Genomic DNA, 13,616 nt, shown 5'->3' with positions numbered 1-13,616 from the left:
GATTCATTACAAGTTGCGGTTAATGAGGGAAAGAGTATGTTTAAATGCTTCCATCTGGTCTTCAGATATACCTTCAGCAAGTTCTTTATTCATTTCTCTTTCAATCGGAACGAGGATATCAATTAACGCTTTGCCTTCCATGGTGAGATATAACAGGTAGGCTCTGCGATCCTGTTCGCTGGTCCGTCGTTCTACCCAACCTTTTTTCTCAAGCAGATCAATAATCCGCGCAGTGGTGGGTTGGTCTTTGAAGACACGTGCAGCGAGCTCCTTCTGATTCACACCTTCACCGCGGTCAACATTAAAGAGAACAGAAAATTGCTCTGTCGTAATATCATAAGGTTTGAATCGCGTCGCTAGTAAAGCTACAGCTTTACGATGTGTGAAACCCAGCATGAATCCAACAGATTGTTCCAGTGTATAGTCCATGTGATTGCTAGACCTCGCTTCCATAATAAAATGTCCCAATTAATTAGTTGTTATAACAACTATATGTCAAACAAGTATTTTTGTCAAAATGAAATATTCTCATATCGAACGTACGTGTGCGCTGTGCAATGATCTAAAAATACTGTTAGAATGGTAATGAAACCGCTTTTATAGAATCAATGTCTAGCGTGCTTGAAGAATGGAGAAAACCAAACCAATTTGCTCTAACTGATGTTGGAGATGAACAAGGAGAGCTGTGTATGCTAAAGAATATACCCGCAATAATACCTCCAGAGTTACTCAAAATCATGTCCGAAATGGGTCATGGAGACGAGTTGGTTCTGGCGGATGGCAATTTCCCCGCAGCCAGTCATGCTAAGCGACTGGTACGCTGTGATGCACTGGGAGTCGTTGAACTGCTGGATGCCATCCTGCAATTATATCCACTCGATACCTATGCTGAGCGTCCCGCTGCTGTCATGCAGGTTGTGAAAGGGGATCAGGTGATCCCGATCATATGGGAAGACTACCGCCGGTTGATTGAAGAATATGAAGGCATCACGGATGCTTTTGATCATGAAGAGCGATTTGATTTTTATAAACGTGCTTCGAATGCCTATGTGATTGTTGCAACTGGTGAGCGCGCGCAATATGCCAATCTGATTTTGAAGAAAGGCGTCATTTTCCCCGATGCTGATCCTGGTCAGGAACAGCAGAATGCTGAATCGAACTGAATAATTATGGCGACGGAGCAGTGGATGCTTTGGTCGCCTTTTTATTTTTACCAATACGAAGTCAATATAACAAAACGTACAGAATTGGCATGGACTTGATAGCAAGAAGCATACTGGAAGCGCTCATGAACGAATGTCAGCTCACTGCTCAAGATACTACAAATTTTGATGCAGATGATGAATGGGGAAAAGGAAAGGAATGTTTTACAATTGAAGAAATACAAACGAGGAGATGATGGTCTGTGTCCATCCCAGAGGAGTTGAGTGAAATGCAGCACCGAATCAGACAAGCGGATCTTCCTGATTGTAACGATGTGGGACGTTTGTTCAATGAGTACAGGATGTTCTACAACCAAAATGCTGACATTGAGGCAGCACGTCAGTATATTAGAGAACGAATGGAACGCCATGAATCGGTGATTTTGGTAGCAGAAAAGCCAATCTCGAATGGCTTAATTTGCACCGGATTCGTTCAGCTGTATCCAAGTTTCAGTTCAGTATCGATGGGACCCGTCTGGGTGCTTAATGATCTATATGTGCATCCGGATTATCGTCAGCAAGGAATTGCTAGGAAGCTCTTGCAAGCAGCCAAGCAATTGGCATCTGAGCGAGGGGTTCTTCGTATATCACTCTCAACTGAGTTAAGTAACAAGCAAGCGCAAGCTTTATATGAATCCGAAGGATATGCACAGGATACCAAATTCATGTATTATGAACTTAATGTATAAGAGGTTGCTCAAAAAGACGCACTATATGAATGAATGGCACACTCGTGTCGTCGGCAACAAGGGAGGGGAGTCGCAACATGATGCAGTGGATTGCCATGATCACGATGTTAATTGATCATATAGGGGCTGTCTTTTTTCCACATATTATAGAACTGAGGATCATAGGTCGTATCGCTTTTCCAATCTATGCTTTTGCAGTGTATATCGGTTATAAACATACACGAGACGTACAAAAATACATATGGCGGCTGTTCTGGATCGCGATCATATCACAGGTGCCGTTCATGGCTGCGTTTAATCATTATTCTCTGAACGTGGTATGGACATTGTGGTCAGCCCTGTTGGTATTATTCGTTATTGATAAATTGCCATCCAAACTACTGGGGATTCCGATTGTAATTGGAGCAGGTTGGTTCATGGAAATTAGCCATATGGATTACGGGATGTACGGATTGTTATTGGTTCTGTTATTCCGTTATTTCCAGGGTCCTGTACTTGTCGTGGCACATGTCTTGTTAAATGCACTATATCTTCTGCTGCATAACAGCTCTGTGCAAATGTATAGTGTGCTCGCAACCGCTGGCATTGCTATTGCTCAGTATTACCAAGCGGGATTCCGTATGAAGGGGCCACGTTGGGTCTGGCGCTATTTCTATCCAGCGCATCTTGCCATCATTGCAATCATCCGATGGGTCTAAAAGAATGATCCAAAAATGCAAAGAAAAGAAGCCATCTTATCGTCAGTGAATGACGATAAGATGGCTTCTCTTCGTGTGACCTTATTTATTAATAAATGCTGATGATAGAGTGAACTTACTCCATTGCTGTAGAAGTGCCCTTATGGTCCCGAATTGCGGCGGGGAAGTACCCAATCTGAACAGCGTAGTCCAACATGGCGGAGATGAAGCGATCATCTGTTCTCGCACATGAGATACCGGCTGGTTCCACATAAGCCGTTGTGACAGGGCAGGCATAGACATAAGCTGAATCCTTCGCACCGTCGCCTTCAAGCTGTGCAATAGCCAACTGAAGAGCCTCAGGCTCCTTGCTAATGCTCGCATCGAACAACCAACGTGTGTAATCCGCAAAAGGTAGCGTTTCGACTTCATAACCAGCCCGATTTACAGAACGAATCAGCTCATCATAACGGATGGGCTCCGGATTACAGATGTGGAATACACGACCGGCGGTATCCTGACGTAAGGCCAGGTGAACGATAGCTTCACTTGCATAGTTGATCGGTGTAAAATCAACCATCCAGTCAGCCGCAGGAGCCTTGCCGAGCAATAACATTGCTTTGATCATACGATAAAAGGCGTTGCTATCAATATTGGACTGGAAGCGTCCAGTTTCGGAGTGGCAAGTGAGATTACCTGCACGATAGATGCTGACAGGTACACCTTCCTCTGCCGCAATCATGAGCACTTTCTCGGCTTCAAGCTTGCTGTCCGAATACAGGTTGTCCACATGCAAGTCAGCCGGGAACCGATCATATTGCAGGGAAGATTCCCATTGTCCGCTGAGTGCCAGGTCTTCCGGAATACCCATCGTGGATACATGGTGGAAGGAAGCACCTGGTTTGCTGCGAATCAAGTCTAACAATGCGACCGTTCCTTCCACGTTTGTTTTGGCGAACTGATCAGCATCGCCAAAATGACGTACGTCTGCAGCGCAGTGGATGACACGGTCAATTCGATCCTGAACATAAGCCGTTTGTTCAGTGGACAGACCGAGATTAGGTTGTTCGAGATCCCCTTCAATAATCTCCACGCGAGTGGAGAGTTGGTCAGTCAGTTGTTTGCCGAAATAACCTTCCAGCACGTTAGTCAAACGTTCCAATGCAGTTATTCCATTGGATGGTCGACGAACAAGGGCGTAGATTCGTGTACTGGAATTCAGAATTAACTGTTGCAGCACATGAGAGCCCAGATAACCAGTTGCTCCGGTCAATAACACATGCTCAGGTTCACGAATGAGCGGGTACCCCAACTGGGATGTTAGCTCCACAGGATGTTCGGATAATTGTGTAATCATGCCATCGGTCACCACTGAATTCGTAACTTCTGCAGCACTGAGAGACAATACTTCCACACGACGAGCGAGAGCGCGGACTGTTTTCTCGGCAAAGAAGTCGGCAATTTTCAGCTGTGGATAATGTGGCTTCAGAATAACAAGTACATGAATGACCCGGAGTGAATCACCACCGATATTGAAGAAACTGTCTTCGACACCGAAGTCATCGTGCTGAAGGATTTCTTTCCACGCATTCAGGATAATGGATTCCGTCCCCGTCTCAGGCATGACCCGATCAGGACGATCTTCATGTCGTTCAACATGAGGCAGGGATACCATCGCTTTGCGATTGATTTTTCCAGTCGGTGCAATCGGCATTTCATCCAGCTGACAGATCCACTTTGGTACAAAATAAGAAGGAAGTTTCTCCGTCAGTTCTGCCTTGATGTCCGAAACAGAGAGGGTACTGCCATCTTTCGATGTAAAGTAACCAACCAGCATATTTTGTCCATCGGATTCTTTCTTCGGAATGACAGCAACGTTCTGGATCTGATCAAGCCGTGCAAAGTGATCTTCAATCTCCCCGATCTCAATTCGGTGACCACGAATTTTTAGCTGAGAGTCACTGCGACCGACATATTCCAGCAACCCGGTATCCAGCAATTTGGCAATATCGCCAGACTTGTAGATTTTCTCACCCATCGCAAACGGGTTCTCAATGAATGCTTGCTCAGTACGTTCTGGCTGATTCAGATAACCTTTGGCCAGTGCAGGGGTAGCAATATATACCTCACCAGGTACACCTGCTGGACAGAGTTGTTGTTCTTCATTCACAATGTATACTTTGTAGTTATGAATCGGTTTACCGATAGGGATGTTCACCACATGTTCCGGAACCTGCTCACTGATGCGGTGAGTAGCTGTGGCTACTGTACATTCGGTAGGTCCGTACACATTAACAATATCAATCTGGTTTCCAAATTTGCGCTGGAAGGCACGAACCTGTTCTCCATATAACGCTTCTCCGGCTACAGTAATGATTCGGACTTTGGCCAGCTTGTGGAAACCTTCATCGGATAAGTAGGAAGCAAGCTGATTGAAGAAAATCGTAGGCAGTATCGTAATGATGTTTGTTCCTGTTCGTTCAATTGCACTTGCGAATTCTTCAACGGATACACGTTCTTCCGCAGACAACAGATATAATTCTGCTCCATAGAACAAGGCGCCAATGGTATCCCACACGGATGCATCAAAGCTGTATGTAGCAAACTGGGTTAATACATCACCTGGTTGAATGTCACAATCACGCTGAACCACACTGCCAAGATTGGTTACACCTCGGTGGGCAATCAGTGCACCTTTGGGCTTACCGGTCGACCCTGACGTGTAGATAATATACGCAAGATCGTCTGGCTGAATATCCAGATTGGGGTTACTTGCTGCAAATCCGGCTAAACGACCATCCACAGCGAGAATCTGACGGACCGTAGCTATACTGGAGAACAAGCTGGAAGCTTGGGCATAAGAAGCCTCCGTTGTCAGCACAAATGAGGACGCCGTATCTTCCACGATATAACTGTTACGTTCTTGTGGATGCTCAGGGTCGATCGGAACATATGCACCGCCTGCCTTCAGAATACCAAGTAGGGAGATGATGGTTTCCAGACTTCGATCCATAAAGATACTGACGAATTCACCTTTCTGCAATCCATTGGATATCAGAACACGTGCAACCTGATTAGCTCGTTCATTTAATTCTCTGTACGTATAACTTTTGGATGGCGATGTTATTGCCGGTGAATCCGGATATGCCGCTGCCGTTGCTTCGAACCAGCCATGAACCGTCTGATTCTCTGGTTCGAGAACAGAAGTATCATTCATTTCACGGTAAAGCAATCGATCTGAGGCGGAAAGAATATCTACCGTACCGATAGCTTTCTCACCGTCACGCACAAGGGCGAGTAGAAGAGTCTGATAATATTCTGCATATCTCAGCACGGTAGACTCTTTCAACAGTGAACTATCATAGAACAGATCGAGGATGAGCATGTTCTGATCATCTCGAACGTTCCAGTTTAATATTTGAGGAGCTTGAGGCAACTGTACACTATTCAGCATAAAAAACGATTCAGGGTATCCACCGTTTTGCAACGTGTATTCAATCTTGAGCTGCTCTGACACCTGATGACATAGTTGGCTGAAGGTCAATTTTCCCTGAATCTGTAATGAAAGATAGGAAGCTGCCTGATCGGGGGAAAGTATACCTATGGCAAGTTCCTGTTCAGCTGACAATCGGAATAACAAGGCTGCATAAGCTGAGAGGAGTACCGGGTACACCATCTGTTCTCCATACTTCTGTTTAAGTTCACGGCTCAGAGAAGCATGTAATGTGATTTGAGCAGACTGATAAGAGAATGATTGTTGACGTCGCCCAAAATCCAGTGGAATCTGCAGAACTGGCAAGCTAGATTCCATGGAATGGGAAGAAGATGGTTGGTTTTCAATCACTTCAGTTATTCCTCCTTGGTTCAAACCGAATGTTTGTGGATTTGAATTATTGTTTGCTTACATTGAAATGAGAGATCAGTTCTTGGAGTTCCTCAGACATGCTGTTAAGGCGTGTGGAGGAGTCTACCAGTGTTATCAAAGATGCTTTTTGCTCATCAACAGATGAGGAAATTTGTTCACTGCTGTTTGCTGTCTTACTTACGCTTGAAGACAAGTCATCTGCTGTAGCGGTCATTTCCTCCGTACCCGCAGAGATTTCCTCCGTCGCGCTTGATACTTCCTGAATCTGATTAGATACTTTTTTCGCTGCTTCTAAAATATCTTCGAACAGTTGTCCTGTTTGATCGGCTACGCTGAGCCCTGTATCTACTTCTGACGTACCTTGTTCCATAGCACGTACAGCTTGTTTAATTCCAGCTTGAATCTCTTGGATCAGTACGCCAACCTGGCTGGTTGCTTGTTCAGACTGCTCGGCAAGTTTGCGTACTTCACCTGCAACAACTGCAAATCCTCTTCCTTCTTCACCAACACGAGCTGCTTCAATGGATGCATTAAGAGCAAGCAAGTTGGTCTGGCTGGAGATTCCCGAGATTATATTGAGAATATCGCCGATTTCCTGTGAACGACTCTCCAGAACCTCAATGGCAGAAGCCGTATTCTTAACCGATTCCGTAATCAGATTCATCTGTTCAGATACCTGACGGACAACACTGTTACCTTGTTGCGAACGACGTTCCATCTCATAGGCTTCATCCGCTACACTTGCCGAGCTGCTGGCAATCGTCTGGATTACGGTAGCCATCTCGGACATGGCACGTGCACTATCCCGGGTTGCCTGTTCCTGTGAACGAATGTTGGAAGTGATTTGAGTCACATTATTATTAATAGAATCTGCATTCTCACTGTTGCGCTCGGATACTTCATATAGTTCTTTGGCAGACTGATTTACTTCTTGTGATGTGATTTGCACTTTAACGATAGTATCGTTGATTTTGCGAACCATGGAGTTGAACTTCTCGTTAACGAGTCCCAGATCGTCTTTGCCTGTCGGAATGTTGACATTCAAATTACCCCGACTTACGTCATCAATTCCTTTGATCAAGTGACGGATAGGGGAAAGTGTGTTTTTAACTACAAGGTATTGGATAATCAGGAATAACAGCAAGAAGGCGACAAGGATGATAATTCCGTTTTTGAGCAAGGAGTTCAGTCCTGCGGGTACGGCTGATGCATCTGCATCAATGGCAAAATATGAGAAAATCTTTCCGTTGCTGTCTTTGATTGGATATGCAATGGTTGTCCATGTTCCGAAATCATCGGAATAAAATGTTGTGAATGTTGGGCGATCCGTATTGAGCATTTCTTTCAGTGCATTGGCTACAACGACCGGCTGCTCATACATGTCACCAATATTTACGTTCTCACTTTGAAAAGCCTCTCTTAGGTTGGTCGGCATCGCTACAAGGGAAGTTAATCTCTTGTTATCGCCACCGAGCTCGACACCGAAGATGTAGGCTTGTGCAATGTTAGGATAATATTCTTGCATTTCATCGAAATACGCTCGTAATTTCGTTTGTGTTGCTCCATCATAGCTACCTTCCGCAATAGCAGCTTGTACCTCGGCAGGATTGATATCTTCAGCCCACTTTTTGGTAATTTGTTCCACCTGTCCATGCAGTTGATCAACAAGAACTGTTTTTTGGAAATAGTAACTGCTTGCGATAAGTGCTACCCCGATGATAATGATATTGGTAAATGAGAGTAACAGATTTTTGGAGAAAAACGACATGCTTTTCCAACTTAATGATTTCACTTAATTCCACTCCTGATCTTCTTTAAATTAAGAAACTTTAGGGTTGCATTCGTACAGTGAACTAGATCATTCCGTGATCCCCTCCAAAGGAAATTTATGCGACCATGGTCTTGGTTTATCAGTCGCTTTCGTAGAGACTTATGTACCGTATGAACCATAGGTGTCTAATTATTAAAACACATCTATAATTAATATGTCGTATAAAATGTCGTTAAATTGAATAGTATCGTTAAATTTTTTTTAATATTTTACGTATTTATGGACATATCAGATGTATTATAGGTATTTAGAACTGTTTATTTTAAAATTTCCCATTTTTTAGCTTCATTCTGTATTCTATAACATGGTGGGTAAAAATACATCCTTCAACAAAACAAAAATATGATGGCAAAGATGCAACAGAAGGCACGGATATACATCGGAAGCGGTTTTATCTATAATAACTACATATGCATTTCTCAAATTATGAGCAGCGGGGGTTTATAGATGAATCTTAAACAGATAGCAGCAGAGCGTGCGGCAGAATATGTTGAGGATGGAATGAAGGTTGGTTTGGGTACAGGTTCAACAGCTTATTATGCCATCTGCCGGATCGGTGAGCGGGTACGTGATGGATTGAACATTCAAGCAGTTGCCACTTCAGAGGCTTCGGACAAGCTTGCCCGTGAATGGGGGATTCCCATCGTCCCATTTGACCAGATTGGACGTCTGGATCTGACCATTGATGGCGCTGATGAAGTAGATCCCGAATTTAACCTGATTAAAGGGGGGGGCGGGGCTCTTTTGCGTGAGAAAATCGTGGCAGCCAATAGTGACAAATTGATTATTGTAGCGGATGGCAGCAAAGCCGTGCAAAAGTTGGGGAAATTCCCGCTTCCAGTTGAGGTGGTTCCATTTGCTTCTGAGTGGACCTTACAGGCGCTCGAAAAATTGGGGTGTCAACCACAGTGGCGGATGGATGGACAGCAACGTTATCTGACAGACAACGGAAACCTGATAGCAGATTGCCACTTGGAGGCGATTGATCACGCTGCGGACCTTAATGTTCAGTTGAACATGCTGCCAGGTGTTGTTGATAACGGACTATTTGTGGATATGGCTAGTACAGTCATTCTTGCCAATGCGGACGGAAGTATCGAAGAGCTTCATCGTTCTTAATATGGAAGAGGGTGCTTTTCATCGTATGAAAGAACTGCCTATCGTTGATGGTGAACTTGTACTCAGGTGTGTGGAGAAACAGGATCTGAAAGAGCTCTATGAATTGATCTACAGTGATGACGTACCTGAATGGAAGCAATGGGATGCACCCTATTACCCACTTAAACACGAAAGTTATGAAAGTTTTGAACAAGGTATGCTCAAACGTATGGACGTAAATCCAGGCGATTCCAAACCCGTGTCAATCCGTATTATTGAATCCGACAGACAAATTGTGGGTACAATCAGCTATTACATAGAAGATGAGTTATCCATGTGGCTGGAAATGGGGATTGTAATATACAGATCTGTCCAGTGGGGACGCGGGGTTGGCACACGTTCACTTACCATGTGGTCAAGTCATTTGTTCGAACAGATGCCTTTGGTTCGGGTTGGATTGACTACTTGGTCTGGTAATGAACGTATGATGCGTGCGGCTGTGAGAGCCGGATTACAGGTGGAGGGGCGAATGCGGAAGTGTCGTATCGTTCGCGGGCAGTACTATGATTCAATTCGTATGGGGATGCTCCGTGAGGAGTGGGAGCAGAAGCGGGCCTCTCATACGAGCCGAAATGTAAACAACTGATGGAGGATTATTGAAATGCTGAACACGGAGGACAACCGGGAACTGTCTTTACAATTATTCGTGGTTCTTGTTCGGGCCTACAATTCTGTGACCTCACGTTCCAATCGGGACATTCAGAGTCACGGACTGAATACGACAGAATTTGGTGTGCTTGATTTGTTATATCATAAGGGACCGCAGGCATTGCAAAAGATTGGTGAAAAGGTGTTAATGTCCAGTGGTAATATTACGTACGTTGTAGATAAGTTGCAAAATAAAAATCTGCTGTTTCGTCGACCATCCAAAGAAGATCGGCGTGTCATTTACGCTGAGTTAACCGAGGAAGGAAGAGAATTGTTCACACAGATATTTCCTCAACACCATCAGGTCATCATTGATGCTTTGGAAGGACTTGACCCTTCCGAGAAAGTGGATGCGATTAAGATGTTGAAGAAGCTGGGATTGGCGGCAGAAGGGAAAACTGACTTGCGTTCATAACGCAGGTCAGTTTTTTTGTGGATCTCGAAAAGTACAGGCATATACTGGCTGACTGGCTTGCAAGGCCCTCCATAATATAGGAAGATTGTTCTATACATGCATCGTGTGTAAAACATGATCATCGAAAGTTCATGTATAATGGAACAGAACGATTAAGAGCGGAATGGATGGATTGGATCAAGTAGAAGAACCTATCCCGATTGCAAGTTAGCTAACATCGATCTCATTCTGGATTAGTCACGAATGATGATGGAGATGTGATGCGGGTAGAGGAGAGGTGCATCTATGAGTCATCAAGAAGCAGGAGAACGTTTGCTCCAAGAATCTGCGAAATTAGCTGATAAAATAACGGAGAAACAGTATCTCAGACAGCCCGATTTACTTGAGCGATTTGGCGAGAATGGAAAAATGCGAACCAAACAGGATTCGGAGTATAGCTTGAACTATTTGGCAGAAAGTGCGCTCGTACAGAGTCCAGGTCTGTTTACTCATTATATTGCCTGGCTGAAAGTTCTACTTGAGGGTTATAAGGTATCACCAGAAGACCTGGCAATTAATCTCAATCTGATCAAAGAGACATTGGAAGAAGAATTTGACTATCCGTCAAAGGCATTTTTGCTCGAGTATCTGGAGATGGGAATATATAGAACAACACACATGGAGTCACAGGCGGGTTACATCAACGAATCCATGCCATATGGAGATGCCGCGCAATCGTACTTGCAGTGTTTGCTTGAGAATAAACGGAAAGAAGCCTTCGAGATCATTGAAGCCCAGTTAGAAGCTGGGGTGACGATTCGTGATATTTATCGATATATCTTTCAGCCCACCCAATATGAAATTGGACGATTGTGGCAATGCCATCGTATCAGTGTGGGACAAGAACACTTTTGTACGGCAGCGACTCAGTCATTCATATCACGTCTTTATTCTCGCTGGTTGATTCATACAGGTCAGGATAAAAAACTAGTGGCTACCTGTGTAGGTAGTGAACAACATGAGATCGGACTGCGTATGCTCACAGATGTGTTTGAGATGGAAGGTTGGGATACGCACTATCTAGGAGCCAATGTTCCCAATGGAAGTGTAATAGAGGCTATAGAGCGGCATCAGGGCGATGTTGTTGCGATATCGGTTACGATGACATATCACCTTCATCTGGCCAAAGAGTTGATTCATCTGATCCGTCATCATCCGGCAACGGCACATGTGAAGATTATGGTTGGGGGATATCCCTTTAATATTGATCAGGAGTTGTGGAAAACGATAGGAGCTGACGGTTATGCTCCAGGAGCCGATGAAGCGGTAGCGGTTGCAGAACAATTACTGGCTCAGCCAGCTACATGTAATCAGCTTGATATGGTTAGGGATTAAGAGAGGGATGATGTGATGTCTAATGAGAGCGGAGAGATACAGAGGCTACGCAGAACGATTGAGCAGTTATCGGATCAGATGATTCGGAGTAAAGAGCAAGAGGAACGGACACTTGCAGAATTCTCGGATATGAATAATGAACTGGTGACACTCCAGCGTCTGCTTGCAAAGAACAATAACAGTCTTGAAGCTGCACGTCAGCAAGCAGTAGATGCAGGTGATTCAAAAATCGCATTTATTGCAGGTATCAGTCATGATTTTCGTACACCATTAAATGGCATATTGGGGATGGCTGAGATGCTTAAGTTGTCTCCCTTGTCTGAAGAACAGGAGAATTCGGTTTCCGTTATACAGGATGCTGCCAAACTGCTGCTTAAGCTGATTCAGGATCTTCTGGATCTGTCCAAACTTGAGGCGGGTCAGATGCGACTTGAACTGGGACAAGTGGATCTGCAAGAGACGATAAACTATATTGTTCGTTTGCTCGAACCCCAAGTCAGAAAGAACGGAAATCAGTTATCCATAAACTGTGACCCCAGAATCTCTACTCCTCTTGAAGGGGATCCAACGAGGATTACACAGATACTGATCAATCTAATTCAGAATGCGAACAAATTCACATCAGAAGGTACGGTGCGGATACGAGTTACCCTTATGGAAGATGATGAGAGCAAACAAATGATCCGATTTGAAGTCGAAGACACGGGGATTGGTATCTCGGAAGAAGATCAGAACCAGTTATTTCAACCCTACATGCAGACTGAACGAGGACGCTCAAGTGAGTATGGAGGAACGGGCCTTGGATTATCGATCTGCAGGTCGCTCGTTACACTGATGGAAGGTCAGATTGGAGTAGACAGTCAGGAGGGTGAAGGATCAACATTCTGGTTCGAACTTACACTTGGTAAGAAAGACGGTAACCAGTCCGCTAACCAGTCTGTTGCTTCCGCTCAAGAGCATCAGGGGCAGGACATGGATGATAAAGCTTCTTCTGTATCTGTATTGCTGGCTGATGATAATGTCATCAACCGACAGCTTGTTATGTTACAGCTCAAAAAACTGGGAATAACCCAAGTGGATGCTGTAGTGAATGGGGAAGAGGCGATAGCTGCTTTTCTCAGCAAAAAATACAGTTTGATTCTCATGGACTATATGATGCCATTGATGGACGGTTTGGAGGCAACACGCAAAATCCGCTCGATAGAAATGGATGAAATGCGCCATATCACACCCATTATTGCAATGACAGGTAATGTCATGCAGGGAGAGAAAGACAAGTGTATGGAAGCCGGGATGAATGACTTTATTGGGAAACCCTTCACGCTGGAAATTCTGAGTAAGATGATCGAGAAGTGGCAGCAATCCTCCGAACCGACAGAGGTACTAAATATGAACATCGTACATGAGATTGCGGAATTAAACACCGATGGCGATCGTACCCTCCTCGGTATGTTGTTGGACATGTATCGTACCGAGACACCCGGCAAGATTGAGGTGCTGCGCAGACATATTGTGTCCGGCGACCATGTTGCTGCAACCGAGGTAGCCCATGATCTGAAATCAGGGAGTCTGAGTCTTGGGATTCGTTATTTATCAACTTTGTTTGCCCAGATAGAGCAGTTTGCGAAGAAAGGTCAATCACGGAAAGCAGAACCTTTGCTGGATGCTTTGTTACCTGCCTATCAAGCAGCATGTGAGTCACTTCAACGAGTAAGTAAAGATTGAACATATTTTAATAAGGAAAGAGGGTAGAACTC

General features: G+C 44.5%; 12 protein-coding genes. 9 read left to right on the top strand and 3 right to left on the bottom strand.

Annotation, left to right across the window (positions count from 1 at the left end; genetic code table 11):
* Positions 1 to 6 precede the first annotated feature (6 nt).
* Positions 7 to 429: a MarR family winged helix-turn-helix transcriptional regulator gene (locus MKX68_RS00370; RefSeq protein ID WP_340908286.1), complete on the bottom strand. Its 423-nt coding sequence runs from the start codon at positions 427 to 429 to the stop codon at positions 7 to 9.
* Positions 430 to 689: 260 nt separating this feature from the next.
* On the opposite strand from MKX68_RS00370, the gene MKX68_RS00365 reads away from it, so the two are divergent.
* The 4 genes from MKX68_RS00365 to MKX68_RS00350 all read left to right on the top strand — a co-directional run bounded on the left by MKX68_RS00365 (position 690) and on the right by MKX68_RS00350 (position 2,589).
* On the top strand, positions 690 to 1,163 hold the full coding sequence (locus MKX68_RS00365) for an RbsD/FucU family protein (RefSeq protein WP_036609525.1): 474 nt from the start codon (positions 690 to 692) through the stop codon (positions 1,161 to 1,163).
* A 20-nt stretch (positions 1,164 to 1,183) separates the two neighbouring features.
* Entirely contained in the window at positions 1,184 to 1,399 is a 216-nt protein-coding gene (locus MKX68_RS00360) for a hypothetical protein (RefSeq protein ID WP_340908285.1), read from the top strand.
* A gap of 6 nt (positions 1,400 to 1,405) precedes the next feature.
* On the top strand, positions 1,406 to 1,891 hold the full coding sequence (locus MKX68_RS00355; protein ID WP_445671054.1) for a GNAT family N-acetyltransferase: 486 nt from the start codon (positions 1,406 to 1,408) through the stop codon (positions 1,889 to 1,891).
* Positions 1,892 to 1,968: 77 nt separating this feature from the next.
* Positions 1,969 to 2,589, top strand: coding sequence for a TraX family protein (locus MKX68_RS00350; protein WP_339784660.1), 621 nt, complete (start codon positions 1,969 to 1,971; stop codon positions 2,587 to 2,589).
* Between the two features lie 115 nt (positions 2,590 to 2,704).
* Here MKX68_RS00350 and MKX68_RS00345 read toward each other — a convergent pair whose 3' ends face one another.
* Entirely contained in the window at positions 2,705 to 6,379 is a 3,675-nt protein-coding gene (locus MKX68_RS00345) for a non-ribosomal peptide synthetase family protein (RefSeq protein WP_445671098.1), read from the bottom strand.
* A gap of 79 nt (positions 6,380 to 6,458) precedes the next feature.
* On the bottom strand, positions 6,459 to 8,201 hold the full coding sequence (locus tag MKX68_RS00340) for a methyl-accepting chemotaxis protein (protein WP_340915227.1): 1,743 nt from the start codon (positions 8,199 to 8,201) through the stop codon (positions 6,459 to 6,461).
* A gap of 510 nt (positions 8,202 to 8,711) precedes the next feature.
* Here MKX68_RS00340 and rpiA point away from each other — a divergent pair.
* The 5 genes from rpiA to MKX68_RS00315 all read left to right on the top strand — a co-directional run bounded on the left by rpiA (position 8,712) and on the right by MKX68_RS00315 (position 13,584).
* Positions 8,712 to 9,383 carry a ribose-5-phosphate isomerase RpiA gene (gene rpiA, locus MKX68_RS00335; protein ID WP_091032039.1) on the top strand — a complete coding sequence of 224 codons (672 nt, stop codon included), beginning with the start codon at positions 8,712 to 8,714 and terminating at the stop codon, positions 9,381 to 9,383.
* 25 nt (positions 9,384 to 9,408) lie between these two features.
* Complete coding sequence (locus MKX68_RS00330; RefSeq protein ID WP_340908279.1) at positions 9,409 to 10,008, top strand: GNAT family N-acetyltransferase; 600 nt, start codon at positions 9,409 to 9,411, stop codon at positions 10,006 to 10,008.
* 15 nt (positions 10,009 to 10,023) lie between these two features.
* A complete protein-coding gene (locus tag MKX68_RS00325) occupies positions 10,024 to 10,485 on the top strand; it encodes a MarR family winged helix-turn-helix transcriptional regulator (RefSeq protein ID WP_017689273.1) in 462 nt (153 codons plus the stop codon).
* Positions 10,486 to 10,770: 285 nt separating this feature from the next.
* Complete coding sequence (locus MKX68_RS00320; protein ID WP_340908276.1) at positions 10,771 to 11,859, top strand: cobalamin B12-binding domain-containing protein; 1,089 nt, start codon at positions 10,771 to 10,773, stop codon at positions 11,857 to 11,859.
* A 15-nt stretch (positions 11,860 to 11,874) separates the two neighbouring features.
* The gene (locus MKX68_RS00315; protein WP_340908275.1) at positions 11,875 to 13,584 is read left to right on the top strand and encodes an ATP-binding protein; all 1,710 of its coding nucleotides are present in this window, start codon (positions 11,875 to 11,877) and stop codon (positions 13,582 to 13,584) included.
* Positions 13,585 to 13,616: the final 32 nt, after the last annotated feature.

The organism is Paenibacillus sp. FSL M8-0212 (assembly GCF_038004645.1).
Classification (GTDB): Bacteria; Bacillota; Bacilli; order Paenibacillales; family Paenibacillaceae; genus Paenibacillus.
This window is presented reverse-complemented; position numbering and strand designations above follow the sequence as displayed.